The following is a 26,789-nucleotide window of genomic DNA, read 5'->3' on the forward strand; positions in this document are numbered from 1 at the left end:
CGGTCACTTCGCCTTCTTGCCGCTCTGGTAGCCTTGGTTGTAGGCGTCCTTCTCGGCGTCCTTGTGCTTACCGTAAAGGTAGCCGCCGCCGGCCCCGACCGCGCCCCCGATCGCCGCGCCCATCGCCGCATTCCCGGCGATGGCGCCGATCAATGCACCGCCGGCAGCCCCGCCAGCGCCGCCCGAGACGGTTCGCTGCTGCGTCTCGCTCATCCCGGCGCACCCTCCGGCCAACACGGCCGCGCCCATAACACCGGCCAACAACAACGTCCGCATCGTCGCAATTCCTCCACGTTCAGAGCCGCCGCCGGTGGCCCACGCGCCTCGCCCGGACCACTCTGCTTCTTCACTCAGCATACACCATTCGGCCGCCATTGCGAACGGTCGCGCAGCAGGCGCGCGGCAACCGAGCCTGTCGCGGGCGCTTACTTCGTCGGCGCCGCCTCCTGGCAATGATGGGGTGGGTGGCGCGGCTAATACCGATAGAGTTCCGACTTGAACGGTCCCTCGGGGGGAACGCCGATGTACTCGGCCTGCTTGGGAGTGAGGCGGGAGAGGGTCATGCCGAGCTTGTCGAGATGCAGGCGGGCGACCTTCTCATCCAGGTGCTTCGGCAGGATATACACGTCGTTCTTGTAAGCGTCGCCCTTGCTCCACAGCTCGATCTGCGCCAGCACCTGGTTGGTGAAGCTGGCGGACATCACGAAGCTCGGATGGCCGGTGGCGTTGCCGAGGTTGACGAGCCGCCCCTCGGAGAGCAGGATCATGCGCTTGCCGTCGGGGAACTCGATCAGATCCACCTGCGGCTTGACGTTGGTCCAGCGGAAGTTGCGGAGCGACGCGATCTGGATCTCATTGTCGAAGTGGCCGATGTTGCCGACGATCGCCATGTCCTTGAACATGCGCATGTGCTCGAGGGTCACCACGTCGCAGTTGCCGGTGGCGGTGATGACGATGTCGGCCCGCGGCGCTGCGTCTTCCAGGGTCACCACCTCGAAGCCGTCCATCGCCGCCTGCAGGGCACAGATCGGGTCGACCTCGGTCACCTGCACCATGGCGCCGGCGCCCCGCAGCGACTGGGCCGAGCCCTTGCCGACGTCACCGTAGCCGCAGACGATTGCGCGCTTGCCGGCCAGCATCACGTCGGTCGCCCGGCGGATGCCGTCGACCAGGCTCTCGCGGCAGCCGTACTTGTTGTCGAACTTGGACTTGGTGACCGAGTCGTTGACGTTGATTGCCGGGAACGGCAGCTCGCCCCGGTCCCGCAACTGATAAAGGCGATGAACGCCGGTGGTGGTTTCCTCGGTGACGCCGCGGATCGAGTCCCGCATCTTCGTGAACCAGCCTGGCGAAGCCGCCATGCGCCGGCGGATCTGCGCGTAGAGCGCCTCCTCTTCCTCGGACGCCGGAGACGCCAGCACCGATCCGTCCGCTTCGGCGCGGGCGCCGAGCAGGATGTAGAGGGTCGCGTCGCCACCGTCGTCGAGGATCATGTTGGCGGTGTTGCTGTCGGGCCAGTGGAAAATGCGGTCGGCGTAGTCCCAGTACTCCTCCAGGGTTTCGCCCTTGACTGCAAACACCGGCGTGCCTCTTGCGGCAATGGCAGCAGCGGCGTGGTCCTGTGTCGAAAAAATGTTGCAGGACGCCCACCGGACCTCGGCGCCGAGGGCCTGCAGGGTCTCGATCAACACCGCAGTCTGAATGGTCATGTGCAAGGAGCCGGCAATGCGGGCGCCGACGAGCGGTTTCCCCCCGCCGAACTCCTCGCGGCAGGCCATCAGGCCGGGCATCTCGGTTTCGGCTATGTCGATCTCCTTCCGCCCCCAATCGGCGAGGGAGAGGTCCTTGACCACGAAGTCGGTGAAGGGCGCGCCGTTGGGTTCCGCGTGTCGGTTCATTCTGTCCATCCTCGGTTGACTCGCAGCACGCCTTAACGGCGGACGGTGCGCGGATCAAGGGCGTCGCGCAAACCGTCGCCGAGAAAGTTGAGCGCGATGACGGTGACGAAGATCATCAGCCCCGGATAGACCGCGAGCGCAGGCTCGGACCAGATCAATTCCTGGGCGTTGGTGAGCAGGTTGCCCCAGCTCGGAACCGGCGGCTGGATGCCGAGGCCGAGGAAGCTCAAGACCGACTCGAGGAGGATCATGTTGCCGGCCGCCAGGGTAGCGGCGACGATGACGGTGGAGATCAGGTTGGGAAGGATGTGCACCATCATGATCCGCAGCTTGCCGGCGCCCAGCGCGCGAGCCGACAGGACGAACAGGCGTTCCCGCAGAGCGAGGGCGGAACCACGCACCAGGCGGGCGACGGTGGTCCAGCCGACCAGCGACACGATGGCGACGATGCGGTAGAGGCTTATGTCCTCGGATGCCGCGGCGCCGGGCGGCAACCCCACTTTCTCCAGGTCCACCGCCGCCAGGACGATGAGCAGCGGCAGCACCGGCAGGGCGATCACGCCATCGGTGATGCGCATCAGGATGCTGTCGAGACGCCCGCCGTAGAAGCCGGCGACGAGGCCGATGGCGGTCCCTACCGCCGCCGACAACAGCGCCGCCGCGACGCCGACGATGAGCGACACGCGCCCGCCGTAGAGCAGCCGCACCAGCACGTCGCGGCCGAGTTCGTCGGTTCCGAGCGGGTGGTGAAGCGACGGCAGGGCGAAGCGGTTGAACAGGTCGACGCTCTTGGCATCGACCGCCAGCGCCGCCTCCACCAACGGCGCGGACGCGGCTCCGACCGCCAGCAACGCCAGAACGACTGCACTGGCGACGCCCAGCCGGTGCCGGGTGAAGCGGCGCAGCCCCAAGGCGACCGGCCCGGCCGCGCTCACGCCTCGACCTCGCGGAGCGAGAGACGCGGGTCGAGCCAGACGTAGGCGAAATCGGCGAGCAGGTTGCCGAAGAGGGTGACTACGGTCGCGAACAGCAGGGCGACCAACGCCAGGTTGAAGTCGTTGCCCATGATCGCGTCGAAGATCAGCTTGCCCATGCCCGGATAGGCGAAGATGGTCTCTGTCACCAGCGCCCCCGAGAACAGCGTGCCAAAGTCCAGCGCGAGAATGGTCGCCACCGGGATCATGGCATTGCGGAGCGCGTGGGCGACGACGACCCGCCCCTCCGCTAGGCCCTTGGCGCGGGCCGTCCGGATGTGGTCTTGGCGCAAGGTGTCGATCATTGCCGCGCGGGCGTACCGGATGTGCGACCCGACGCTGGCCAGGGTCAGGCTCAACACCGGCAAGGCGAGAAACCGGAGTTGGTCGGCGAGGCCGCCGGCGCCGACCGTGCCCATGCCGCCGGCCGGCAGCCATCCGAGGATGACGGCGAACACCATGATGAGCAGCAACGCCAGCCAGAACGATGGCACCGAAATGCCGGCGAAGGCGACGATGTTGACCACATAGTCGAAGCGCGAATAGGGGCGAGCGGCGGCGGCGAAGCCAGCCGGCAGCGCCAGCGCCACCGACAGCGCCAGGCTCGCCCCCATCAGCACGGCGGTGTTGCCGATCGCCGGCATGAGCACATCCAAGACCGGCGCGGCGTGGAGGCGCGAATAGCCGAAATCGCCGCCCACGGCATCGGCAAGCCAGTGGGCATACCTCTCGAAGATCGGCCGATCGAGCCCGTAGAGGGCGCGCAGGCTCGCCGCATCCTCCGAGGTCACGCGCGGATCGGCGCTGATCATCAGGTCGACCGGATCGCCCGGCATCAGCCCGATGAGGGCGTAGACCGCGAACGACATGACGATCAGGATCAATCCGGACTGCAGCAGGCGCAGGACGAGGTAGCGGACCATGCAGGAAGAGGTTTAGCAGGCACGGATGGTTCGCGACAACGGCCTACAGGCTCTCCACGTACTGGACCATGCGCCGGCGGGCGGCGGCGTCGGGGAGGCGGCCGTAGGCGGCGCCCATGTTCTCCAGCATGTGGTCCACGCGCGACGTGGCGGGGATGGCGCAGGTGACGGCAGGGTGCGAGACGATGAATTTGAGAAAGAACTGCGCCCAGTTCCGGCAATCGAAGTCCGCCGCCCACGGCGGCAGCGGATGGCGCTCGAACCGCTCGAATAGGGCGCCGCGGCGGAACGGCCGGTTGATGATCACGCCCAGCCCACGCTCGGCCGCAAACGGCAGGAGCCGCTCCTCCGCCTCGCGGTCGAGGATGTTGTAAGTGAACTGCACGCAATCGACGGGCTGGGTGGCCATGATCGACAGCATCTCGTCGTGGCGGCGGCCGTGGGAGGTGGTGATCCCGATATGTCGGATGCGACCCTCGGCCTTCCAGCGCACGAGCGTCTCCAGATGGGCCTCCCAGTCGAGGAGGTTGTGGATCTGCATGAGATCGAAACGCGGCACGCCCCACAGGTCCTGGGACGCTTCCATCTGGCGGACGCCCAACCATTGGGAGACCGTCCACACCTTGGTCGCGGCGAACAGCGATTCGGTGTTCTCAATGCGCTTCAGGCAGTAGCCGATCACCGCCTCGGAGGTGCCGTACATGGGCGACGAGTCGATCACCCCGCCTCCGCGGTCGAAGAATGCCTGCAATACCGCGATGCGGTCGTCTCGAAGCCGCGGATCGTAACCGACGTTGAAGGTGATCCAGGAGCCCATGCCGATCACCGGCACCCGCACGCCGCTCACGGGGATGACGCGCGTCAGGGCCGTCGGCCCGGTCGCGACTGCGCCCGCCGGCCGCAGCCCCCCGGCCGCCGCAGCAGCCGCCGCCGAGGCCAGGAAAGTGCGGCGGCTGAGGCCAACTTCGTATGCGACCATCGCCCGATCTCCCGGTGCGCGAATACCCTATGGTCGGAGTGCGTCGCCGACAAGATAAGTGATGTAGGCGGCGTATGAGGCGACCAGAACCACTCCTTCAAGGCGAGCGAGACTGCGACCGCTCAGTGAAAAGATCAGCAGCAGTACCGTCGCTGCGACCATCACCCAGATGTCCACCCCGGCAAGCTCGGGCGGCACTGCAATCGGCTGCACGATGGCGGTGACCCCGAGAATGGCGAAGACGTTGTAGATATTGCTGCCAACCACGTTGCCGAAGGCGACGTCCGGCTGCCGGCGAATGGCAGCCATCACCGACGTCACCAGTTCGGGCAGAGAGGTGCCGACAGCGACGATGGTCAACCCGACGAGGGTCTCCGAAACGCCGGCGGCGGACGCGAGCGCGATGCCGGCATCGACCAGAAAATCGGCGCCGATCAGGATGCCGAACAAACCGCCGACCAGCAACGCGAAAGCCACCCAAAGACGCTTCGGCGACGGTTCCGCCGCACTCGCTTCGGCCTCATGCATGGCTGCCGATGCATCGTGCGACGTCCGCTCCCTGAGATACGTAAACAACACGTAGGCGGACAAGAGCACCACCAGGGCGGCGCCGGTCATCCGGTCGAGAGCGCCGATGAGAACGATGACGACGCACACCCCGGCCGCCAGCAGCATGACGGTTCCGTCGCGAAACAGCGCCTCCCGCGATGCTCGCATCGGGTGGATCAGCGCAGCGGTCCCGAGAATGAGCAGGATGTTGGCGATGTTGCTGCCGACCACGTTGCCGAGCGCGATGCCGGGCGATCCGGCAAGCGCCGCCTGCACGCTGGTCAGCATCTCCGGCGTTGACGTGCCAAAGCCGACGAGCGTCAGCCCGATGAGCAGCGGTGATACCCCCATCCGGCGGGCGACGGCGACGGCTCCGCGCACCAGCGAGTCGCCGCCAACGACGAGCAGGATCAGACCGGCAAGAAGCTCAACGTAGATCATGGACGCTGCCCCGCGTGTAGGTGACGAAGGCTCTTCATGCGACGTGCGCCCACAGGAACCATAGGCCGGGCCGGACCGTTACGGGGGCGTCGTTTAAGGCGGAACGGTAGGCGCCGTCGCAGTAGCATCTACACGGCCGGCTGCATAGAAGGCCCTGGAACCGGCGGGAGAGATGCACGTCATTCCGGAAGATCATCGGTCCCCGTGTTAGAACGCCATCACCGTCGTTCGGCGGCGACCAAAGCATTCACGGCCTCCATGTAGCGATCCATGTCGAACTTGCGTTTGAGGCCGCCCGCGTTCATGTAGCGGACCTTGCCGAACACGGGCCGCTCCGTCCAGGCCCGGTCATGCAGACCGAAACACCATGCGATGTTGGCGTAGGAGTTCGCGTCGCGGCCGTCGAGGAAGTATTTGTTGTTGAGCGCCAAAGCGGTCGAGAACGCAGCTTCGGGAGTAGGCGACCACTCCAGGATCTTCTTTGCCCAGTACATGCGCATGTAGTTGTGCATAAATCCGGTGTGGACCATTTCCCGCATCGCCGCGTTCCAGTAGGGATCGTGGGTGGCGGCCGCTTCCAGGTCCGGAGTTGCGTAAACATGGTCGCGGCGGTCGGCTGCGTGCCGTCGCAGCGTTTCGCGCGCCCAGGGCGGCAGCGACTCATATCGGTCGTAGTGAGGCTGGAAGCGCACATAATTGCAGGACAATTCGCGGCGTACGATCAACTCCTCCAGATACGCCGCCCTGTCCTCCATCCGCCCTGCCGCCTCGCGGCCCGCGAGCGCCACCTCCGCCGGCGCGACGTGTCCGAAGTGCAGGTACGGGCTCATGAATGAGCACTGCCAATCGGCGGGCTCGTTGCGGCCTTCCGCATAACCGGCGAGCCGGTCGTTCAGGAATGACCTGAGGCGCGCTCGGGCTTCGCCGGTGCCGCCGGTGAACCGTCGGACAGGCCGCACGCTGTCATCGACCCCGAGAGACGCCACCGCACGCGGGACGTCTGCAAGGTCGATGTCGCTGGCGAGGCCGATGTCGACGGACGGCCGATCCGGCGCCCGATCTGCGTGCTCTGGCGCTGCAATGAAATGGTCCCGGTGCCTCAGGATCTTCGGGCGGATGGTGCGGGCGGCGTGCTCGCTCTTGCTCGACACCAGTTCAACCGGCACCACCACGTCGTGCTCCACCTGGACCACCGCGCAGCGCGCCTGTTCGGCAACCCGCTGCCGCCACGCCCGCTGGTGACGCAGGTAGCCGCAGTCACAGACCACGAGCGCTGCGTCTCCGGCCAGAGCCAGCGCCACCGCGTCGGGGCTGCCTGTCCTGACCACGAAGCCGATGCCGCGCTCCCGCAACCGTGCCGTCACGTCCTGGAGGCCCTGCAGCATGAAGGTGTAGTGGCGGGCGTTGGCGTCCGGGTAGTCGGCGGTGAGGCCGAACCCGACGACGATCGGAAGCCGCCGCTCGTTCGCTTCGCGGACGGCGAGATCGAGGGCGAGGTTGCCGGAGGCGCGCTGCGATTGCTGCATCCAGTAGAGAACGTATGCGCCGTCCCGCACGCCGCGTTCGTTGAGGCGCATCACGCGTTGCGGATCAATCATGAACAGCCCCGAAGTTTGAACCGATCACGAGTACGAGGACCCCGGTGCCTCGGATCGATCCAGGCTCAGGCGGCTTTGCGGCGCCTTCGCAATTACGGTCAGTCAAGCGAAGATCCGGTGCCGGCGTCGGGCCGTATCCCCCTCACTACCAACCAACACCCTGGAGACAAAACATGCGCTTTACCCGTACCCCCAAGATCGTGCTGATGGCGGCCGTCGTAGCCGTCGGCAGTTGGTTCGCGACCGAGGCGCCGAGGGCGATGAGCCACGGCAAGGACATCGTCGAGACGGCCGCCGGAGCCGAACAGTTCAGCACGCTGGTGACGGCCGTCAAGGAAGCCGGGTTGGTGGACACGCTGAAGGGCGAAGGCCCGTTCACGGTGTTCGCACCGACTAACGAAGCATTCGCGGCGCTGCCGGCCGGCACCGTCGACCAACTCCTCAAGCCGGAAAACAGGGACAAGCTGGTTTCGCTCCTGACGTATCACGTCGTGCCCGGGAAGATTACGTCCAGCGACATCAAGGGCAAGACCGCAATGGTGGAGTCCGTCGAAGGCTCGACGCTGAGCGTCGATGCGACGGATGGCGTGCACGTCGACGACGCCAAGGTGGTCAAGGCCGACATCGAAGCCTCGAACGGCGTCATCCATGCCATCGACACGGTCTTGATGCCGAAAAACTAAAGCCCCCCGAAGTCAGCATCCGGGCCCGGCGCTCGAAGGCGCCGGGCCTTCTGCATCCGGACTCATGGAAGCTGGCGCGGCGAAGCGACGCTTCCGTCGCAAATGTGAAACCACGGCCCGGCTCCGGCACGAAACCTGCCGAGCGCCCACGACACGCTGGGGAACGCCAGCTTATCCCATGGCACGTCTTCCCACGCGAACAGGCGCGCATCGAGGCTTTCTTCGCCGGCGGCATGGTCGGGTGCGGTCATCGGCGCCCGGTAGAACATATGCACCTGGCTGATGTGTGGAATCTCGTAGACGCCGAGAAGGTCCTCCACCACGACGCGCGCCCGAGCCTCTTCCCACACCTCGCGCGCCGCACCCTCGGCGGTGCTCTCGCCTAGCTCCATGAATCCGGCCGGTATGGTCCACGTGCCGTAGCGCGGTTCGATCGCTCGCCGGCAGAGAAGCACCGCATCGCGCCACATACAGATCGCGCCCACCACGATCTTGGGGTTCGCGTACTCGATGTAGCCGCAGTCGGGACAGATCAGACGGGTCCGGTTGTCGCCTTCCGGTACAGCCTTGACGGAGGGGCCTACGCTCTGCAAGGCGTTCTTGGGGTTCTCGGTCATCCGGCGAGTGTGCCGCCCCTCCGGACATCAGGCAACCCCAAGCTTCGGCTCAGCCACGATCGGCTTACGCCACAAGATGCCGGTTTCGCAGAGACATTGCCAACAACCCGCCCGACCCGGCGGGCGCTCCTTCGGAACTTTCCTGCTATAATCGAATTGACCCCGACGTCAGCTTCGAGGCTCCCGACCCGGAACAGCACGGTGTTGCCATGGGAGAGTTCTTAAACATCCATCAGCGCGTCCCCAGCCCCAGCGAGCGCGTATGCACCGAGGTTTGCGCCGCGGCGCGCGCCCTCGATCTCAAGGAATTCGACTACTTCCGCCTGGCCTACCGTCGCTGGTTCGGTCAACAACCCCATGAACACGCGTTGGAAGCGACGTTCGTCGACTACATGCTGCGCCAGGTGGTGCCGCCGTGGGTGCGTCACTTGAACCGCATCGTGCTGGAACAGCATGGGGACGGCTCGCTCGATCCGGAAGCCCTCGGCGCCGGACGATATCGCGACCGCATGCGGTGCCACCCCCGCGGCCGACTCTACGTGTCGCTGATGATGGCGGCATGGCTGGTGCTGTTTTCAACGCTGCTGCTGGACGTGTCCCGCCCGTCGGCGCCCGTAGCGATGCAGCCCGGTTGCTCCGAGACCAGCGGCTCGCCGTTCTTCGACTCTTGGGTTCGAATGATCGCCGGCAAGGACGCCGCTCCCTGCACCCGGCCGCCCATCGATCGTCGCCGCCCGATGTAAGGGAGCGGCGTCATCGACCGCGGCGGGCCAATCCAATGTGCCGGTCAGGAGCGCTTCCGCATGGTAATGGTGAACACGCCATTCTCCTCGCGGCTGTCGACAAGGACATGGCCGGCGCTGTCGCAGAAGCTCGCAAAATCCTTCGGCGCCGCTGTGTCGGTGGCCAGCACCGCCAGGGTCTCGCCGACCTCCAGCGACCGCATCGCCTTCTTGGCGCGCAGCACCGGCAGCGGGCACTGCAGCCCCCGAACATCAAGAACGGTGTGATCCGCCACGTCTGTCTCTCCTTTCCGCACTCTTCCGCCGACTCCACCTTTGGCACGGCGCTGAAGCCGATGTTCGTTCGCGTTATCCGGCCTAGCCGCACCCTCCGCAAACGCTGCGCAAGCCCCCCTCGACGACTGACCGGCACAACGGGAGGGTGAGGTTTTGCGCGGCTGCCGGCGATAGTCCATCCGTCGGACGTAATAGCGGTTGATTATACGCACCCATCTGAAGAAAGTAGGCTGGCTTGCTTCGCTTGATTAGCCTATCCTAAACTTAAGCGATGGGCGGGGAACGGGAAACCGGCAATGAAATCTGCAGATCTCCACGCCAGCGCGCTGCGCGCGAGCGCGCTTCTAAAGGCCATGGGCAACGCTCACCGGCTGATGATCCTGTGCCAGCTTGCCGAGGGTGAGCGCTCTGTCGGCGAACTGGAGCGGATCGTCGGCCTCAGCCAGTCGGCTTTGTCCCAGCACCTCGCCCGCCTGCGGCGGGACGCCCTCGTGACGACCCGTCGCTCGGCGCAAACCATCTATTACTCGTTGGCCGGCCCCGAGGCGCGCGTCATCATCGAGAGCCTCTATGATCTGTACTGCCGCGCAGCGGTCAATCCGCCGATGCCGGAGCACCGGCTTGAAGACGTTGATCGCGAAGAAAGCGTGGCCGCTGGTTCGTGAGCCGCATCGCCATGGCGCCATCGCTCCAGTCCCAGGATGCCGCCACGTCGGCAGCAGCGCGGGACACCGCCTACAGCATCCATCCCTACACCCACCTGCGCCGCCATCAGGAAGCCGGGCCGCTGGTCATCGTCCGCGGCGAGGGCGTGCGGGTCTTCGACGAGGCCGGCAACGCGTACATCGAGGGCTTGGCCGGCCTCTGGTGCACCGCGCTCGGGTGGTCCGAACAGCGGCTGGTGGAGGCGGCGGCGGCGGCGATGGGCAACCTTGCATTCTACCACGGCTTCGGCGGCAAGGCGGCGGCGCCGACCATCGCTTTGGCCGAAAAGCTGATCGGCATGGCGCCGGTGCCGATGTCCAAGGTGTTCTTCGCCAACTCGGGTTCGGAAGCCAATGATACCGCCCTCAAGCTCATCTGGTATTACAACAACGCTCTCGGCCGCCCGCACAAGAAGCGCGTCATCTCGCGCCGTCGCGCCTACCACGGCGTAACCGTGGCGTCGGCGAGCCTGACCGGGCTGCCGGCCAACCACCGTGACTTCGACCTGCCGCTGCCGATGGTGTTGCACACCGACTGCCCCCATGCCTACCGGGAGTCGCCGCCGGGGGAGAGCGAGGAGGAGTTCGCCGAGCGGCTGGCGGAAGGCCTCGAGGACCTGATTCTGGCGGAGGAACCCGACACCATTGCGGCGATGTTCGTCGAGCCGGTGATGGGCGCCGGCGGGGTGATCGTGCCGCCCGCGACGTACTTCGAGCGTATTCAGCCGATCCTCCAGCGCTACGACATTCTACTGGTGGCCGACGAGGTGATCTGCGGGTTCGGACGCACCGGCAACATGTGGGGATGCCAGACCTACGACATCCGCCCGGACATCATCACCTGCGCAAAGGGATTGTCGTCCGGTTATATCCCGATCTCGGCGGTGATGGTGAGCGAGCCGATCTGGCAGGCGATGGTCGCGGAGAGCGACAAGATCGGCTTGTTCGGCCACGGGTTCACCTATTCCGGCCATCCGGTGGCGGCGGCGGTGGCCCTGGAGGCGCTCACCATTTACGAGGAGCGCGACATCGTCGCCCACGTCCGGGCGATGGCGCCGATCCTCCAGGATGGGCTCCGGCGCTTCGCCGATCATCCGCTGGTCGGCGAAGTGCGCGGCATCGGTCTCGTCGCAGGCGTCGAGTTGGTCGAGGACAAGGCCAGCCGGGAGCCGTTCGAGCCGGCGCGCGACGTCGCCGCCCACGTCGCAAGGCGCTCCGAGGCGCATGGGCTGATCGTCCGGGCGCTGCCGGGCGACGTCATCGCCTTTTCGCCGCCACTGATCATCGAGGCGGAGGATATCGAGCGGATGCTGGCCAGCTTCGGAGAAGCTCTCGACGACACGTGGACCTGGGTGCGGGACTCCGGCACCGCCTCTTCGTGACGACGGCCGCCGTCTTTGCCTTTGGCGGCACGGGTTGATAGGCTGGCGCCGGGGCGCTTACGAGACGGGATTGCGTGCAGCGACCGCGCAGTCTCAAAGGCGCTGCTGCACTGGCTGCTACACTGGGAGAGACCATGAACTATCAAAGCTTCTTTGAAGGCAGGATCTCGGCGCTAAAGAACGAAGGTCGCTATCGGGTGTTCGCCGATCTGGAGCGGCGGGCCGGGGCGTTTCCGCGCGCCACTTGCCATACGCCCGACGGCGAGCGCGAGATCACCGTGTGGTGCTCCAACGACTATCTCGGCATGGGCCAGCATCCGGACGTGCTGGCGGCGATGACCGAGGCGCTGCAGCGTTGCGGCGCGGGCGCCGGCGGCACCCGCAACATCTCCGGCACCAACCATTATCATGTGCTGTTGGAGCGGGAGTTGGCGGGCTGGCACGGGCGCGAAGCGGCGCTGCTGTTCGGCTCCGGCTGGGTCGCCAACATGACGGCGCTGTCGACCCTCTGCCGCCTGTTGCCGGACTGCGTGGTGCTGTCGGACGCCAAGAACCACAACTCCATGATCGCCGGCATCGTCCACTCAAAGGCCGAGAGGCGGGTGTTCCGGCACAACGACGTGGCGCACCTGGAGGCGCTGCTGAAAGAGTTGGATCCGGCGCGACCCAAGCTGGTGGCGTTCGAGTCGGTCTACTCGATGGATGGAGACATCTCACCGATCGCCGACATCTGCGACCTCGCCGACCGCTACGGCGCGATGACGTTCCTGGACGAGGTGCATGCGGTCGGGCTCTACGGCCGGCACGGCGCCGGCGTCGCCGAGCGGGATCGGGTGATGGACCGCCTGACGGTGATCCAGGGGACGCTGGCCAAGGCGGTCGGCGTGGTCGGCGGATACATCGCCGGCTCGGCGGCGCTGATAGACGTGGTGCGCTCCTACGGCGCCGGGTTCATTTTTTCGACCGCCATGCCGCCGGCGGTCGCCGCCGGCGCGCTGGCCAGCGTGCGCTACCTGATTGACCATGACGAGTTGCGCCAACGCCATCAGGAGCGGGCGGCTACGTTGAAGCGCCGGCTCTACGGCGCCGGGTTGCCGGTGATGCCGTCCGCGACCCACATCGTGCCGGTGCTGGTCGGCGATCCGGTGCTTTGCAAGCGCGCCACGGACGAGTTGCTGACCCGGCACGGGATCTACGTGCAGCCGATCAATTACCCCACCGTCGAACGCGGCACCGAGCGCCTGCGCCTGACCCCGTCGCCGCTGCACGCAGACCGCGACATGGACCACCTGATCGCGTCGCTTGTCGACGTCTGGGCGCGCCTCGGGCTCAGGGCCGCCGCTTAGAGCCGAAGAGGTAACACCGCAGGGGGCCCACAGCCGTGTACGCCGACCACACTTTGACACCTAAGGAGGCGATCCGCCTCGCCGCGCTCGGCACCCTGGCGCTCGAGCCGATGGCATACAGCGCGCTCGCCGTCGCCATCCGCCACTTCGTCAGCCGCGTCATCGGCCCGTCGTCGGATATCATGGGCCATTCGATCGAACTGCTGAAGTACGAAGGGCTGGTGGAGGAAGGCAATCCTGCCGAGGAGGACGAGGCGCCGTTGCGGCTGACCGCAGCCGGCCGGCGGGAGCTGCAGACCCTGCTCACCGCCAATCTGCGCGCCGCCGATACGGCCCTCAACAAGCTGGTGATCGCCCTCAAGTTCCGGTTCCTGCACCTGCTCGAACGTGCACAGCAACAGGCACAGGCGGAGTTGTTCATCGACTGCTGCGAGCAGGAGCTGGCCCGCCTCGAAGACCTGCGCGCCTACCATGCCGCCGACCCGGGTTTTCTCGCGGCGTGGCTCGACCAGGACATCGCCGACCTGCAGTCCCGCCTCGCTTGGCTCCGGCACTTCAGCACAGGGTTGTCGGACAGCAATTAATTCCGTAACGGTCCCGCTGCGATGGATGTGGTCGGCCTGTTTGCCGCCGTGGTGTTTGCGTTGTCGTGGCTGGCGTTCAGCCGGACGCCGGAGCACGAGCGCGTCGTCCGCCTGTTCCTCGGCGCCATGATGGGGATGGCGGCGCTGATCGGCCTGTTCGGGCTGTTGCTGCGCCTGACGTCTTGAGCAGCGACCGGCCCTACACCGGCCGGCGGCGGCCGAACGGGGTGCGGCCCAGCCACCGGAACGGCGACGGGATCATGGACCGGAGACGCGCCTGGCGCTGCGGGAGGCGCATGATGTCGTCGATGCGGCGCTCGACGAACGCCCAGGTGCCGGCGAAATCCTCCGATTCGTCATCGAGCCAGTACAGAACCGCCGCGCCGTAGACGGGGACCAGCGTCGCGCGTTTGGTGTAGAAGCTGAAATCGGCGGAGGCGTCGCCGGCGGCGTACCAGATGGCGTCGACCGTCCTCCAAGTCATGCGAGCCGCGCGGACCGTGTTGGGCGGCATCGCCAGAAAAGCCAGGGAGCGGCGCGCCGCCTCGCGGTAGGGCGAATTGCAGTCGATGCGGGCGCGAATGGCGCCGGATATGCGCTCCCTGAGACGCACCGCGGTCGTGTTGCCGGCGTCCATGGTCTCCAGCATGCGGCGGTCGCTCACGTCGGACCAATGCTCGATCATCTCCAGCGCGCCGCCGGGGAACACACGGAACCGAGCCTCCGGCGGGAAGCCGGCATCCTCGGCGCCTCGTTTCAAGGTCCTGTCGACCCAGCCGTCGAACGCCACGTGCGGCAAGGTCGCGAACAGGATGGCATCGCGCGGGTCGGTGGAGTCCATGGCTCGATTGTCCTTCTTCAGCGGGCCGCGGCGGCGGCGACAGCGGGCAGACTGCGCGTGATCTCGCGGGCGAAACCGAACAGGGCGAGGTCGGTTATCAGTTGCGGATACAGAACGCCGTCGAGGTGATCGCACTCATGCTGCACCACGCGGGCGTGGAAGCCGGTGGCGGTGCGCTCGATGACCCCGCCGTCCAGGGTCCGTCCGCGGTAGCGGATGCTCCGGTAGCGCGGGACCATGCCCATCAGGTCGGGGACCGAAAGACAGGCCTCCCATCCGGACGTCTTTTCGTCGCCGAGCGGTTCGATCTCCGGATTGATCAGCACCGTCAGCGGCACCGCCCCGGCAGGCGACCCGTCCGGCGCATCTCCGTCGTCGGCGCGCCGCTTGGGAATGTGGAAGATGACGACGCGCTTGCCGACATGGACCTGCGGCGCTGCGAGGCCGGCGCCCTCTGCGTCGGCGAGCGTATCCACCATGTCGGCCACCAGCCGGGCGATCTCTGGCGCCGTGGGGTCGGAGACCGCCTCGGCCGGTCGGCGGAGGATCGGATCTCCCATGCGTGCGATCTTCAAAATGGCCATGCCGCAGTCCATGTCAATTGCCACGGGTTCGAAGGCGCGGCGTGATGCTTTTGCACGCCGCGCTGCCTATTTGCATATGGGCCGCTTTGAAGGCAGCCGCCATCTTCACAGGCCGATACACTTCGTGCTACAAGGCCCGACTTCGTCAAGAGTGGTGCATCGTTCGTGCTGCCCTGCGTAGATTCATTTAAATCACCAGACACAAGGAGAGCAACGCCTCGTGCAAGTCATCGTTCGCGACAACAATGTCGACCAGGCCCTCAAGGCGCTTAAGAAGAAAATGCAGCGCGAGGGCATCTTCCGGGAAATGAAGCGCCGCCGCGCTTACGAAAAGCCCTCCGAGAAACGCGCCCGCGAGAAGGCGGAGGCCGTCCGCCGTTTCCGCAAGCTGGAGCGAAAGCGTATCGACCGCGAGGGGTTCTAAGGCGCGCCGACCCCACTCTCGAATCAAATTTGTTCCGATCGGGATTGCTGCTTCGCATGCCCTGCGGAGCAGGAACGCGGCGCGGCGTACCGCCGGGCAGCTTAGCCCGTCTTATTCATGACGCCCCTTTTCAGGGGCTGGCGGATGTAGCGTAAGCGGTTGATGTGGCGTAGGATTTGGTTGCTGACACCAGTCCTTCGACGACATTTGGGCCGGCCACATCCGCCATGACCGACGATACGACCCTGCCGTTCGCGTTTCCAGCCGCCCAGAGCAAGAAAGTCATCGCCGCGTTCGACGGCGGGCGGATCACGTCTGACGGCGGGGTGATGCTGCTGGCCGAAGCCGAGCGACGGCTTGGCATTGCCGCGAAGCTCGCCGCCGCGATCCCGGACGGCCGCGACGCCAGCCGGGTCATTCATCCGCTCGCCGACATCCTGCGGGCGCGCATCTTCGCCATCGCCTGCGGCTACGAGGACGCCGACGACCTGGACAGCCTGCGCTCCGATCCGGCATTCAAGCTCGCCTGCGGCCGGCTGCCGGACAGCGGCCGGGACCTGTGCTCGCAGCCGACGATGTCCCGCTGGGAGAACGCGCCCGACCTGCGCAGCGTCATCCGGCTCGGTCGGGTCTTGCTCGATCTGTGGCTCGCCAGCTACCCGGCGCCGCCCGCCGCGGTGACGCTCGACATCGACGACACCTGCGACGTCGTCCACGGCCATCAGCAGCTGTCGCTGTTCAACGCCCACTACGACGAGCGCTGCTTTCTGCCGATCCACGTTTACGATACGGCGACCGGCCGTCCGGTGGCGATGATCCTCCGCCCCGGCAGGACGCCATCCGGCAAGGAGATCCGCGGCCATCTGCGCCGGCTCGTCCGCCACATCCGCCGCCGCTGGCCCATCACCCGCATCACCATCCGCGGCGACAGCCACTATGGCCGGTCCGAGGTGATGGACTGGTGCGAGGCGAACGGTGTCGACTACCTCTTCGGCCTGCCGGGCAACAGGGTGCTCGACCGTCTTGTCGACGAAGCCGCCGACGACATCCGCACCCGACGCGCGCTGGAGAAAAAACCCTGTCTGCGCGGCTTCGCCGAAACCCGTTACCGGGCCAGGTCGTGGAAACGCGAACGCCGGGCCTGCGCCCGCATCGAAGCCACCAAGCTCGGCCTCGATGTCCGCTTCGTCGTCACCAGCCTCGCCGCAGGCACGGCCGAGCACGTCTACGAGGTCCTCTACTGCGCCCGCGGCCAAGCCGAAACCTGATCAAGCTGCACCAGACCCAACTCGCGTCCGACCGTACCAGCTGCCGCGCGCCGCTGGCCAACCAGGTCCGCCTCGTTCTCCATACCGCCGCCTACTGGCTGATGCTCAGGCTGCGCGACGCCATCCCGAAGGCGCATGCGCTGGCCGTCGCCGAGTTCGCCACCCTGCGCCTGAAGCTCCTCAAAACCGGCGCCCGCGTCATCGAGACCACGTCGCGCGTCCGCCTCGCCTTCGCCGCAGCCTGTCCCGAGGCGCCGCTGTTCCGACACCTCGCTACCTCGCTCGCCGGACCCTGAGCATCGGGGCCGCAACCGCCCCGCCAAAACCCCTCCCGGAAACCGCCAGACCAACATCAAATCCAGTCGAACGACAACGGGAAAAAAACCCGAAGGCCCAAGCTCGTTCCATCAGCCAACTCGGCTCAAAAACCCCGCGCCCGGCCGGCGTCATGAATAAGACGGGCTAATAACGTTTCCCCATGTTGCTGGAACCACCTCAGCGTCATGAAACGGCACATAGAGCCATATGAATAAAGTCTCATCCGGTTCAAATGAGTTTTGTGGGTCCCATGTAAACCCGGAAGCTTTAATCGCATCTTCGATCGACATATCCCATACGTCCTGTAGACTGACACAAAACACTCTGAACGATTCTGGCCGACCCATCGTGCCTTGGTACTTGCTAGAAGAGAATTGCTGGAAACGTATTACTGGTGGCTGCGACACAATATCGATTCTCTTAGCTTCCAGCTGAACTAGGAAATTTCCGAGAGAATGACTGTCTGATTCTTCCTCAGGAGGCCGGTGGGTAATAAACTGCCTCACTGTTTGGTGCTTGAGATCCTCCTCTTCACGTCGCAGCGTCCAAGTCCAGACGAATTTATGTGTTTCTGGCAAATTTGGAGCTAGGTACTCCCTGGCGTCCGCGTTCTTGTACTGAGGGGTGTGGGTCCACGGGACTGTTGATCCCGAACCGATAAAAGTATTCGAATTGATCCCAAAGTATTTATTGAAAACCCGCTCCACTTCCGGAATATTGATCAACGTTGATCCGGTTCTTATATCGTGGTAGAACTCGTTAGCGATGGTTTTGTGGAAGGCTATTGGAGGAATATTATTTTTGTGTTTTTTAATTGCTTCTTTTACACATTGCGCCTCTTTATTTTCCTGCCCCATCGTACAATTATCTATTTGGACTTTAATATTTTCGGACCAGACTGACCACGCGTCCTTAGGCTCCCAATAGGAGTTGAAAATGAATACGCCTACGGCAAGGGCTGTAATTACTACCAGGGAAATGCAAACTCTGATAACGAAGTTGGCTTTAGCGCTGCCCCCAGTTGCAACAAAAGGCGTGGCCACCGTAAAAATGCCGCTGATCACAGCGGCCAGTAGGGGCCCATAAGTGATAATGAGCTTTTCCATCGTTTACCTTTGCAGAAGCCTAGCGCACGATTCCAACATAATCCCTCCGCATGTAAATCCAATACGGATCCGGCTGCGTTTGGCCTAGTCGTTTCCGAGCGATGCCGCCAACGCAGCAACCGAACGCCGCATGTGCGATTTTCAGCCAGCGTAGCCCGCGTAGCAACCATTAAACTTTAGCACATTTATCGCTCCAAGGCGTTCCGCGCTGGAAGGCGGTGTTGGCGTAGATGAGGAGTTTTCTAGCGCTGGAGTTGCCCGCGTTTTCGGGGACGGTTACCGACTTTCGCGAGCGGGGCACGCTCCTTTCGTAGTCGACGGGCGACAGGTAGCCGATGGCCGAGTGTCGCCGGCGGGGATTTACCATCCTTCGATGAATTGGAAGACGGCCATTCGTGCCTCGGCGTGAGATCGGAACCGATGGCTGAAGTGGACCCCGAAAATCGGGTAGTTGGTTAAGGTGGTGATGGACATCGCTGGCGCGATGACCACATACCCACAGGCCCAACAACAACAAGAGGTGAAATTCTCAGTTTGATGAATGGGGAGCGTCCACCCTAGCGCGGCGTCCAAACTGTCCAGCCGATGGGGTCCACTTCAGGGGTCCACTTCAGTGCGCCGGCCGCAAGCCGCACACGCACCCAAATGGAGTCTCTACACCCCCGGCAATAGTAAAAAAATACGCTTCACGTCCACATCAGAAATTGGAACCCTCCTGAATATCCGGACGATGCGGCCGACGCGACCGCTCCTCAACACCCGACGGACCCTCCACGCGGTACCGGCCAAGCAACTTGTAACCCGTCTTCCGGCTGATCCCATACCGCTCGCACAACGACGTCATCGTGTCCTCACCACACAAACACGCCGCAACAAACTCCATCCGCTCGTCCATGGCACAGGTCTCTCTCCAAGGCATCGGCAGGCCCTCCCCGCCAATACAAAACCTGTCACCCATGTCTCCGGTCTAGACCGTTACCTATGTCTCCGGTTCATACCATGGAGACCCTACAATGCAGCCAGACGTGCCGCGTCCGCCCTGAGGCGGTTCGCGGCGAAGTCGACAAAGGTCCGGATCTTGGCGGCTGCGCGATTGCCTTCGGCGTGCAGGAGATGAATCGGCATCTGCCGGTCCTCGTAATCGCGCAGCACTTCGACGAGTGCGCCAGACGTAATTTCGTCGGCGACCTGGTACGACAGGACGCGCGTTACGCCCCAGCCCGAGAGCGCCGCATCGATCGCTGCGGCCATCGTGTTGACGAACAATCTGGGCTGGAGCTTGACCTGCTGTCGCCGGCGCGCCGAAACAAACTCCCAAACCGGCAAGTCGGACATGGCGGTCGCAAGGATGATCCGGTGGTTGTGAAGAGCCTCGGGCGTCTCCAGTTCCGGCATTCGCGCAAGATAATCCGGCGCCGCCACCGTCACGCGACGGATGGTGCCCACCGTCGTTGCAAACAGGGACGAGTCCGGGAGCTCGCCGATCCGGAGCGCGACATCGAGCCCCTCCTCGATCATGTTGACGATGCGATCGACGAAAAGCGTGTGCGCCGTCACCGCCGGATACCGGTCCAGATAGTGCCGCAGGATTGGCGCGATCACCCGTTGACCGAACATCAGCGGGGCGGTGATCCGGAGCGCACCGACCGGAACCTGATGAGATCCCGCTGCCGACGCCTCCGCCCCCGAGAGGTCGCTGAGGATGCGAACAGCGTCGCTGTACAGCCGCGCCCCGGCGTCGGTCAAAGCCACGTGACGGGTGGTGCGGGTGACAAGCTGCACGTTGAGCCGCGCCTCGAGGGCCGAAACGAACCGGGTCACTGCCGGGGGAGACATATGAAGCCGCCGCGCGGCGGCGTTGAACGCGCCCTCCTCGGCCACAGCGACAAACGTGGAGAGCTCCCGGAAGCGGTCCATTGATTCCGTTTTGTGGAACAAACTGTTCCTGTAATCGCACATTCTCGGATCTGGAGAAAGCGCCCATTGTCTCTGTGACAGGGGAAACCCACCGATCTCGCAAACAGAGGACACCATGGCCCGTGCATTCGCCGAAATAACCTTTACCCCGGAGGTCCGCGCGATCCAGGAACAACACGGATCGGCCAAAAGCTATGGGAAGTTCCTGGAGCCCGCGAGCGAGCGGGGAGATTGTCTGAGCGAAACCGAGGCGACGTTCATCGCCGATCGGGACGGCTTCTATCAGGCCACGGTTTCGGCGACTGGCTGGCCCTATGTTCAGTTCCGGGGCGGGCCGAAGGGCGTTCTCAAGGTTCTTGACGCCCGGACCCTTGCCTACGCGGATTTCAAGGGAAACCGGCAATATCTGAGCGTGGGCAATCTTGCGACGGATAATCGCATTTCGCTCATCCTAATGGACTACCCGAACCGGCGCCGATTGAAGCTATGGGGGCACGCCTGGATCGCGGAGCTTGCCGACGATCCGGCCCTTGTCTCGCGCCTCCATGATATTGCGTATGCCGCCCGGCCGGAGCGAGCCGTCGTGATCACCGTGGCCGCCTTCGACTGGAACTGTCCCCAGCACATCCCGCAGCGACTGACCTTGGAGGAATTCCAGGAGCACTTGGCTCCACTGCTCAGCGAACTCTCCCAGCTGCGGGAGGAAAACGCCGCGCTCCGTTCCGCGCTCCAAACGCGTCGCTAATCCCAAGACGCCGCTAGAACCCATTGAAGGAGGATTCCATGTTGCCAAAACTGACAACCCACGTCGCCGCCAGCGTCCTTGCTCTCAGCCTCGCGACGTCCATCACCAGCCCTGCCCCCGCCGTCGCGGAGACGGCGGCAATCAAGGCGGAAACGGCAAAAGTCCGCTACCGCACCGAGCAGATCGAGGGCCTTGACATCGCCTACCGGGAGGCCGGCGATCCGTCACGCCCGACGGTGCTCCTGCTCCACGGCTTTCCCACCTCGTCGCATATGTTCCGCAGCCTGATCCCGGCGCTCGCCGAGCGCTTCCATGTGCTCGCCCCCGACTGTCCAGGCTTCGGCGCGTCGTCGATGCCCTCTGCCGCGGAGTTCGACTACTCGTTCGCCAACCTGGCGCGGTTGATGACCGTGTTTCTCGACCGCAAGGGCGTCGATCGCTACGCCGTCTACCTCATGGACTACGGCGCGCCTGTCGGCTACCGGATGTTCGCGGCCGATCCCGACCGCATCACCGCCTTCATCATTCAGAACGGCAACGCCTACGAAGAAGCGTTGCGGGAATTCTGGGACCCGATCAAGGCCTACTGGGCCGAGCCGACAGCCGAGAATGGCGACACGCTGCGGGGCTTTCTGAGCCTGGAGGCCACGAAGTGGCAGTTCACGCACGGCACCAATGATCCCGAGTTGATCAGCCCCGACAATTTCTGGCACGTCCAGTACCTGCTCGATCGTCCGGGCAATCAGGCGGTGCAGCTCGAGCTGTTTCTCGACTACGGCACCAACGTGCCTGAGTATCCCAAATGGCAGGCGCTGTTCCGCGAACATCAGCCGCCGACGCTGCTGGTGTGGGGCAAGAACGACCACATCTTTCCGGAGGAAGGAGCGCACCCCTACAAGCGCGACCTGAAGAACCTGGAGTTCCACCTGCTCGATACCGGCCATTTCGCCCTCGAAGAGTACGGATCGGAAATCGCTTCCCGCATGCTCGTTTTTCTCGATGGTGCCGGATCGTAACAAACACCGCCCACATCGAGCGTCCAAAAGCCGCGCCGCCGCACAGGCGGCGCGGTCATGACAACAGCGCCTTCGTTGAGGACTCGATGAATTGCGGTCGCCGCCTTTGCCGTCCAGTCGAGCGATAAGAAGCGCGGAGCTTTTATCTCTTCCGACGACGTCGGCGGCCTGCAGCGCAGTGGAGAAGGCGACCAAGGAGGGGAAGCCGATTCCGGAGGTGGCGGAGATCGACTTCGTCGCCGCAGCCCGGCGCTCCCTGGGGCAGATCAGCTGGGAGCCGATCCCGCAGGACGGGTACGCACATGCCGGAGATGTTCGAGGCGCCTCCGGAGCAGGTCCTGAGTATCACAAGGACATCTCGGGGGCGTTCCTGGACCCGGACGGGAGCGACATCGTCGCGAAGCGCCTGGGCCTGCCGCGCCCGGGGGACTTCGAGGCGCCGGGCTACTTCGAAGGCAAGGTCTCACCCGGCACGCAGACCGAGGTGGCCGCGCCACCGATGTTCAGGCGGAGGGCGAGAAGAAGTTCGACGAGAGCGGCGCGGTCCTGATCGAGGCGTACGCAGCGGTGCGCGGCATCCTCATGAAGCAGGACGGCGTGGGGTGGCACAGGCCGTTCTTCCAGACGTCGAAGAAGGCCGCGAACGGGGTGGAGATCCGGATCGAACGGGCGTTTTCCCCTGGCGAGACGAAGCGCAGGCATTGCTGTTCACGTGGAGCGAGCAGCTATGGTTCTGGCGGTCACGCCGATCAGTCGAGATAGCTCTGACCATGGTCGATCCCTCCTTTACTCCGCAAGAAGACGCACCTTGCCGTACCAGGCTTCGGCAGTGGCATTGCGGTTGTCGCAGTCGGTCATGATCGCCACGGCGTCGATTCGCTCGACCTCAAGCCCGTGATAGCGGCGAAAGTCCTCAACGATGTTGCGCCGTTCGGTGACCCATTGCTCCGGAGCGGGCGGCGCGCCGGAGCGCAGCGCGACCATGTGGGCCTGCGAGGCGAACGGATTGGGCCAGTTCGATCCCTGCGGCATCGCGCTCGCCCAGACATAGTTGATCGCCCGCGTTCGCCAGACCAGGACGGCGCTCTCCCGCACCACGTAGAGGCGCGCGGGAAAGTCATCGCCGGCCTTGCTCGTCTCGTCGGCAGCGCCGTCGAAGACGGCGTCCACCCGCCACGACCACTCGATGACGGGAGTGACGCGAAGGTCGATCGTCTGTCTCAGGAACAACCCCGAGGCGCTGTCTCGACAGCGGGCCCGCAGCGCCTCCCCGTCGAGCGCGTAAGTGGTCTCGCCCTGGAAACTCTCGCGGTGCCACGTCGCCAGGATCTCTCTCGGGGTGAACACGAGCGGCTCCGCGCCGGCCGGCATCGCCAGCGCCAGTGCCAGCATCGTTGCAATCATCCCCGCGCGCACCGTCCAGCCCGTTGTCATCTCCTTCAGTCTCCCTGTTGTCCGCTGTGAGGACTGCAGGACGCGCCGCCAAGGACGCAGAAGCGCGCGCAGTGGCGGTGGTTGAGCGCGACCGGGCGGGCTGCATCGGCGAGACTGGCGCCCATCGTGAAGCCCTCGTCGTAGGGCAAAAGGGTACACGAGACGACCGCCGGCCGCGCCGCACCTTTGCGTTTCACCACCATCCGCGAGGTGGCGCACATGACCGACTGCGGCGTTTTGCCGAGAATCCCCCAGCAGCGCTCGGTGATCTCGGGCACGTCCGCATCCGCCTCCATCTCCGGGAACAGGACCAGGCGGGCGGGATCGTCGGCGTCAATGGGAATACCCAGCTTGGCGAACAGTGACCCGAAACCGGCGCGCAACTTGCCGTCGCTCTCGCCCCAGAGGGTTCGGCCGGCGACTGAAACGTCGAAGCCGCCCGCGATGAGCCACTTGAGGCCGTCGATGGTCGGCTGCCAGGTTCCCGCGCCGCGCAGGTCCTCGTGGCCCTCCGGGGTATAATGGTCGACCGAGACCCGCAGCGTTAGGCGTGCCCCGTAACGCCGGTCGAGATCAAGCAGCGGCGCTTTCAGCCGTTGCATCGGCTTCATCGCGTTGGTCAGCACCAGGACCCGGAAGCCGCCCGCCAGTGCATCCTCGATCATGGCGAGAATGTCCGGGTTCATGAACGGCTCGCCGCCGGTGAAGCCGATTTCATTCGGCGGCGGGTGCAGGCCGGCGGCCTCGTCGAGGAAGCCCCGCACCTCGGCGCGGCTGAGGTAGACCAGCCGGTCGTTACGCGGGCTCGACTCGATGTAGCAGTTGTGGCAAGCGAGATTGCACAACGTGCCGGTGTTGAACCATAGCGTCTCCAGGTGAACAAGCGGTACGCTGGCGCGTCGCTCGCCTCTGGCGGTGACGTCGGGATCGCTGAACTTCGCCCGGACAGGCGGCGGCGCGCTGTCGCAGCCTTGCGCCTCGGCGCGAGGCGGCTGTGCGGCCCGCAGTAGAGGCCAAAGCGTGTTCTTGCTCGCAATCGGCGTGCCGCGGCGCGCGAGCTCGGCCGCTGGCAGGACATCGCAGCTTGGCCACAGTCCGGTTTCCAGCGCCGCGGCGTAGCCCTCGGGAAGGCCGGCCGCGCGCATCTTGCGGGCCGCCGGGGCGGCCTCGTATTCCAGCGGCAGGCGGTGGATCCGCACGCCGGTGCCGCAGGGCTCGATCAGGCTGAACCAAGTCCGCGGCGTGCCGTCGTTGGCTGGCATCCCGATCGCTCCCGGGTTGTGCCACAGCCGGTCGTCCACGATCCGGGTGAAGGGCAGGCCACAATGGCCGGCGATGACGCCGTCGCACGCCGCCAGCGAGATCTGCCGGCGGATCTCCGCATCCGGGGCAGAGGCAAAGATGAAGGTGTTGATGCGGGCGATGGCGCCGTGAATGACGGCAAGGCGCTGGCCGCCGACGAGAACATCGATCCGGCGGGGCAGGTCCCGCATCCACTGACGATCGAGGGCGTCGAGCTGGCTGTCGGCGTGGCGATACCACGCGGCCGCCGCGCGATCGCAGGCGCTCCCGTCGGCAAAACCGCAGCCGCAGTCTTGAAGGCGCCAGCCGAGAGATTCCTCGCAGTTTCCCATCACCACATGCACGCCCGCGTTGCGGATCAGCGTGACGGTGTCGTGCGCGTCGGCGCAATACGCGACGACATCGCCGGTGCAGACGATCCGCTCCGCCGGCACGCCCAGCCGGGCTGCCGCCGCGAGAAGCGCCTCCGTTGCTTCGAGATTGCTGTAGCATCCGCCGAAAACTACGATCGGCCCGTCGGCCACCACCACGGCGGCGGTTTCTCCGGCGCCGTTAAGAAGCTGATCGCATATCGCATCCATTTCGACCCCACTGTCGCTGCGTCCCAACCTGTTCGTTCGTCGAGCGAAAAAGGTTTCCTGCCGGTCGGCATCTTGCGGAAGTAACCAAATCGGCTGCCGCGGCGAACCTGTAAATGGCACAGCTCAGAACGGGGCATTTTCCGACATGACCGCCATCCTCGTCGTCGCGACCGGTGCGCTTGCGGTGCTGAGCATTCTCGTCTCGCCCCGGGTTCGCAGCAGCGAGAGCTTCTTTCTCGGCATGTCGGAGACGGGGCAAGCGCCGGGCCTGTGGCCGCTGGTGTTCTCGCAGGTGACCACCTGGATCTTTGCCCGCTCGCTTCTCAACGCGGCGATCCTCGGCTACCTGTTCGGCATTGCCGGCACGATCGCCTATGCCGTCTACTACGGCTCGTTCCTGGTCGGCGCGTTCATCGTCGATGCGATCCGCTTCCGCCACGGCCATGCCAGCGTGCAATCCTATTTGCGGGCGCATTTCGGCACGCTTGGGGAATGGACATTCAATGTACTGGTAACCGTGCGGCTGGTTAGCGAAGTTTTCGCCAATCTGCTCGTCGTTGGCATCATCTTCGGGGTGGCGGGAACCGTGCCCTATGCGGCAGCGATCCTCGCGGTCACGCTGTTCACCCTCGCCTATTCGATGATGGGCGGCCTGCGCGCATCGCTGCGCACCGATGTTCTTCGGATGACGATTCTGCTGGTCCTTCTTGCCGTGCTGATTGTGATCATCGTCCGCCAGCCAGGCTTCGATCCTTTGGCGATCCTGGCCAGCAGCCCGGATCTGACGGCGCCCGGCTGGGTGCTGCTGGCGGTGGCGCTGGTCCAGGTGTGGAGCTACCCGCTGCACGATCCGGTGATGATGGACCGCGGCTTCCTCGCCGACCGCGCAACGACGCGCCGGAGCTTCCATTACGCCTTTTGGCTCAGCACCGCCTGCATCCTCGCCTTCGGCCTGATCGGCGTTTTCGCCGGCTTGCACCGCGGCGAGGGCGAGGCGCTGATGGAAACACTGGGGCGGATGCTGGCGGGACCGGCGCTGTTGATGGTTAATCTGGCGCTCGTCGTCTCGGCCGTCTCGACGCTGGACTCCGCCCTCTCGAGCGCCTCGAAGCTGGCGGTGGTGGACATGCGCATAGCTGCGCCCACCCCCGGCAATGGCCGGATCGCCATGGCCGCGTTCATGGGCGGCGGGCTCGCCCTGTTGTTCTTTGGACCGAGCGATCTGTTCACCGCCGTGGCGATCAGCGGCACCGCGGCACTGTTCCTCGCCCCGGTCATCTTCTTTTGCATCTGGGGCGGCATGCGCGTGCCGTTGTGGAGCTATGGCGCCGCCTTCGCTCTCGCCATGACCGGCTCGGGCGTCTATTTTCTCGACAGCTCCGGGCATTTGCCGGTGATGGCGCATCTGTTCGGGCCGCTGCATGACTATACCCGGCTTCTAATCGTCAAGGTCGCGGTGCTGGCCGGAGGATGCGCCGCCTTCGCCCTCGGCATCTTGAGCTCCGGGCCGCAGCCGCGGCGCTCAGCGGCTTAAAGCCGGCATGGCCGCCGGTTGC

The 26,789-nt window shown here is 65.1% G+C and carries 28 protein-coding genes and 2 pseudogenes; 13 read left to right on the forward strand and 17 right to left on the reverse strand.

Annotated features, from left to right (window positions below):
- Window positions 1–3 precede the first annotated feature (3 nt).
- The 7 genes from IPM60_12130 to IPM60_12160 all read right to left on the reverse strand — a co-directional run bounded on the left by IPM60_12130 (window position 4) and on the right by IPM60_12160 (window position 7,362).
- Window positions 4–276 (reverse strand): hypothetical protein, encoded by a 273-nt coding sequence (locus IPM60_12130; protein MBK8908614.1) that lies wholly within the window; start codon window positions 274–276, stop codon window positions 4–6.
- A gap of 197 nt (window positions 277–473) precedes the next feature.
- The gene (locus IPM60_12135) at window positions 474–1,898 is read right to left on the reverse strand and encodes an adenosylhomocysteinase (protein ID MBK8908615.1); all 1,425 of its coding nucleotides are present in this window, start codon (window positions 1,896–1,898) and stop codon (window positions 474–476) included.
- Between the two features lie 32 nt (window positions 1,899–1,930).
- Window positions 1,931–2,833, reverse strand: a complete 903-nt coding sequence (locus IPM60_12140; GenBank protein MBK8908616.1) for an ABC transporter permease — start codon at window positions 2,831–2,833, stop codon at window positions 1,931–1,933.
- The gene (locus IPM60_12145) at window positions 2,830–3,795 is read right to left on the reverse strand and encodes an ABC transporter permease (protein ID MBK8908617.1); all 966 of its coding nucleotides are present in this window, start codon (window positions 3,793–3,795) and stop codon (window positions 2,830–2,832) included. Before IPM60_12145 ends, IPM60_12140 begins: the two co-directional genes overlap by 4 nt.
- Before the next feature lie 43 nt (window positions 3,796–3,838).
- Window positions 3,839–4,774 carry an aldo/keto reductase gene (locus IPM60_12150; protein ID MBK8908618.1) on the reverse strand — a complete coding sequence of 312 codons (936 nt, stop codon included), beginning with the start codon at window positions 4,772–4,774 and terminating at the stop codon, window positions 3,839–3,841.
- 27 nt (window positions 4,775–4,801) lie between these two features.
- A complete protein-coding gene (locus IPM60_12155) occupies window positions 4,802–5,764 on the reverse strand; it encodes a calcium/sodium antiporter (protein MBK8908619.1) in 963 nt (320 codons plus the stop codon).
- Window positions 5,765–5,982: 218 nt separating this feature from the next.
- Window positions 5,983–7,362 (reverse strand): deoxyribodipyrimidine photo-lyase, encoded by a 1,380-nt coding sequence (locus IPM60_12160; GenBank protein MBK8908620.1) that lies wholly within the window; start codon window positions 7,360–7,362, stop codon window positions 5,983–5,985.
- Between the two features lie 206 nt (window positions 7,363–7,568).
- Between IPM60_12160 and IPM60_12165 the strand changes: the two genes are divergently transcribed.
- Complete coding sequence (locus IPM60_12165) at window positions 7,569–8,045, forward strand: fasciclin domain-containing protein (GenBank protein ID MBK8908621.1); 477 nt, start codon at window positions 7,569–7,571, stop codon at window positions 8,043–8,045.
- A 62-nt stretch (window positions 8,046–8,107) separates the two neighbouring features.
- On the opposite strand, the gene IPM60_12170 is transcribed toward IPM60_12165, so the two are convergent.
- Window positions 8,108–8,662, reverse strand: coding sequence for an NUDIX hydrolase (locus tag IPM60_12170; protein ID MBK8908622.1), 555 nt, complete (start codon window positions 8,660–8,662; stop codon window positions 8,108–8,110).
- Between the two features lie 209 nt (window positions 8,663–8,871).
- Between IPM60_12170 and IPM60_12175 the strand changes: the two genes are divergently transcribed.
- Complete coding sequence (locus IPM60_12175; GenBank protein ID MBK8908623.1) at window positions 8,872–9,405, forward strand: hypothetical protein; 534 nt, start codon at window positions 8,872–8,874, stop codon at window positions 9,403–9,405.
- A 44-nt stretch (window positions 9,406–9,449) separates the two neighbouring features.
- On the opposite strand, the gene IPM60_12180 is transcribed toward IPM60_12175, so the two are convergent.
- On the reverse strand, window positions 9,450–9,860 hold the full coding sequence (locus IPM60_12180) for a sulfurtransferase TusA family protein (protein ID MBK8908624.1): 411 nt from the start codon (window positions 9,858–9,860) through the stop codon (window positions 9,450–9,452).
- A gap of 117 nt (window positions 9,861–9,977) precedes the next feature.
- On the opposite strand from IPM60_12180, the gene IPM60_12185 reads away from it, so the two are divergent.
- From IPM60_12185 to IPM60_12205, 5 genes are all read left to right on the forward strand, one after another.
- Window positions 9,978–10,346: a helix-turn-helix transcriptional regulator gene (locus IPM60_12185; protein MBK8908625.1), complete on the forward strand. Its 369-nt coding sequence runs from the start codon at window positions 9,978–9,980 to the stop codon at window positions 10,344–10,346.
- Between the two features lie 11 nt (window positions 10,347–10,357).
- Window positions 10,358–11,767 (forward strand): aspartate aminotransferase family protein, encoded by a 1,410-nt coding sequence (locus IPM60_12190; GenBank protein ID MBK8908626.1) that lies wholly within the window; start codon window positions 10,358–10,360, stop codon window positions 11,765–11,767.
- Window positions 11,768–11,901: 134 nt separating this feature from the next.
- Window positions 11,902–13,113 (forward strand): 5-aminolevulinate synthase, encoded by a 1,212-nt coding sequence (gene hemA, locus IPM60_12195; GenBank protein MBK8908627.1) that lies wholly within the window; start codon window positions 11,902–11,904, stop codon window positions 13,111–13,113.
- Between the two features lie 35 nt (window positions 13,114–13,148).
- Entirely contained in the window at window positions 13,149–13,697 is a 549-nt protein-coding gene (locus IPM60_12200; protein MBK8908628.1) for a hypothetical protein, read from the forward strand.
- Between the two features lie 21 nt (window positions 13,698–13,718).
- Window positions 13,719–13,883 carry a hypothetical protein gene (locus IPM60_12205; GenBank protein MBK8908629.1) on the forward strand — a complete coding sequence of 55 codons (165 nt, stop codon included), beginning with the start codon at window positions 13,719–13,721 and terminating at the stop codon, window positions 13,881–13,883.
- A gap of 13 nt (window positions 13,884–13,896) precedes the next feature.
- On the opposite strand, the gene IPM60_12210 is transcribed toward IPM60_12205, so the two are convergent.
- Both IPM60_12210 and def read right to left on the reverse strand, forming a co-directional pair.
- Complete coding sequence (locus IPM60_12210) at window positions 13,897–14,538, reverse strand: COQ9 family protein (protein MBK8908630.1); 642 nt, start codon at window positions 14,536–14,538, stop codon at window positions 13,897–13,899.
- Window positions 14,539–14,555: 17 nt separating this feature from the next.
- Window positions 14,556–15,122, reverse strand: a complete 567-nt coding sequence (gene def / locus IPM60_12215) for a peptide deformylase (GenBank protein MBK8908631.1) — start codon at window positions 15,120–15,122, stop codon at window positions 14,556–14,558.
- Between the two features lie 220 nt (window positions 15,123–15,342).
- Here def and IPM60_12220 point away from each other — a divergent pair, with 220 nt between their 5' ends.
- Both IPM60_12220 and IPM60_12225 read left to right on the forward strand, forming a co-directional pair.
- Complete coding sequence (locus tag IPM60_12220) at window positions 15,343–15,546, forward strand: 30S ribosomal protein S21 (GenBank protein MBK8908632.1); 204 nt, start codon at window positions 15,343–15,345, stop codon at window positions 15,544–15,546.
- 227 nt (window positions 15,547–15,773) lie between these two features.
- Window positions 15,774–17,110, forward strand: a pseudogene (locus IPM60_12225) (IS1380 family transposase).
- 150 nt (window positions 17,111–17,260) lie between these two features.
- Here the strand turns inward: IPM60_12225 and IPM60_12230 are convergent.
- The 4 genes and pseudogenes from IPM60_12230 to IPM60_12245 all read right to left on the reverse strand — a co-directional run bounded on the left by IPM60_12230 (window position 17,261) and on the right by IPM60_12245 (window position 20,155).
- Window positions 17,261–18,238, reverse strand: a complete 978-nt coding sequence (locus IPM60_12230; protein ID MBK8908633.1) for a hypothetical protein — start codon at window positions 18,236–18,238, stop codon at window positions 17,261–17,263.
- Between the two features lie 304 nt (window positions 18,239–18,542).
- Window positions 18,543–18,658 (reverse strand): annotated as a pseudogene (locus IPM60_12235) (IS3 family transposase).
- A gap of 277 nt (window positions 18,659–18,935) precedes the next feature.
- Window positions 18,936–19,133: a helix-turn-helix domain-containing protein gene (locus tag IPM60_12240; protein ID MBK8908634.1), complete on the reverse strand. Its 198-nt coding sequence runs from the start codon at window positions 19,131–19,133 to the stop codon at window positions 18,936–18,938.
- A 113-nt stretch (window positions 19,134–19,246) separates the two neighbouring features.
- On the reverse strand, window positions 19,247–20,155 hold the full coding sequence (locus IPM60_12245) for a LysR family transcriptional regulator (protein ID MBK8908635.1): 909 nt from the start codon (window positions 20,153–20,155) through the stop codon (window positions 19,247–19,249).
- 115 nt (window positions 20,156–20,270) lie between these two features.
- Between IPM60_12245 and IPM60_12250 the strand changes: the two genes are divergently transcribed.
- The 3 genes from IPM60_12250 to IPM60_12260 all read left to right on the forward strand — a co-directional run bounded on the left by IPM60_12250 (window position 20,271) and on the right by IPM60_12260 (window position 22,466).
- Window positions 20,271–20,900, forward strand: coding sequence for a pyridoxamine 5'-phosphate oxidase family protein (locus IPM60_12250; GenBank protein ID MBK8908636.1), 630 nt, complete (start codon window positions 20,271–20,273; stop codon window positions 20,898–20,900).
- Window positions 20,901–20,938: 38 nt separating this feature from the next.
- Window positions 20,939–21,916, forward strand: coding sequence for an alpha/beta fold hydrolase (locus IPM60_12255; GenBank protein MBK8908637.1), 978 nt, complete (start codon window positions 20,939–20,941; stop codon window positions 21,914–21,916).
- A 178-nt stretch (window positions 21,917–22,094) separates the two neighbouring features.
- On the forward strand, window positions 22,095–22,466 hold the full coding sequence (locus IPM60_12260) for a hypothetical protein (GenBank protein ID MBK8908638.1): 372 nt from the start codon (window positions 22,095–22,097) through the stop codon (window positions 22,464–22,466).
- 236 nt (window positions 22,467–22,702) lie between these two features.
- Here IPM60_12260 and IPM60_12265 read toward each other — a convergent pair whose 3' ends face one another.
- Window positions 22,703–23,350 (reverse strand): DUF3047 domain-containing protein, encoded by a 648-nt coding sequence (locus IPM60_12265; protein ID MBK8908639.1) that lies wholly within the window; start codon window positions 23,348–23,350, stop codon window positions 22,703–22,705.
- Window positions 23,351–23,355: 5 nt separating this feature from the next.
- The gene (locus IPM60_12270; GenBank protein ID MBK8908640.1) at window positions 23,356–25,233 is read right to left on the reverse strand and encodes a radical SAM protein; all 1,878 of its coding nucleotides are present in this window, start codon (window positions 25,231–25,233) and stop codon (window positions 23,356–23,358) included.
- Between the two features lie 145 nt (window positions 25,234–25,378).
- Between IPM60_12270 and IPM60_12275 the strand changes: the two genes are divergently transcribed.
- Entirely contained in the window at window positions 25,379–26,767 is a 1,389-nt protein-coding gene (locus IPM60_12275; protein ID MBK8908641.1) for a sodium:proline symporter, read from the forward strand.
- Window positions 26,768–26,789 lie beyond the last annotated feature (22 nt).

The sequence above is a fragment of the Rhodospirillales bacterium genome, assembly GCA_016710335.1.
Taxonomy (GTDB): domain Bacteria; phylum Pseudomonadota; class Alphaproteobacteria; order Rhodospirillales; family Defluviicoccaceae; genus JADJXQ01.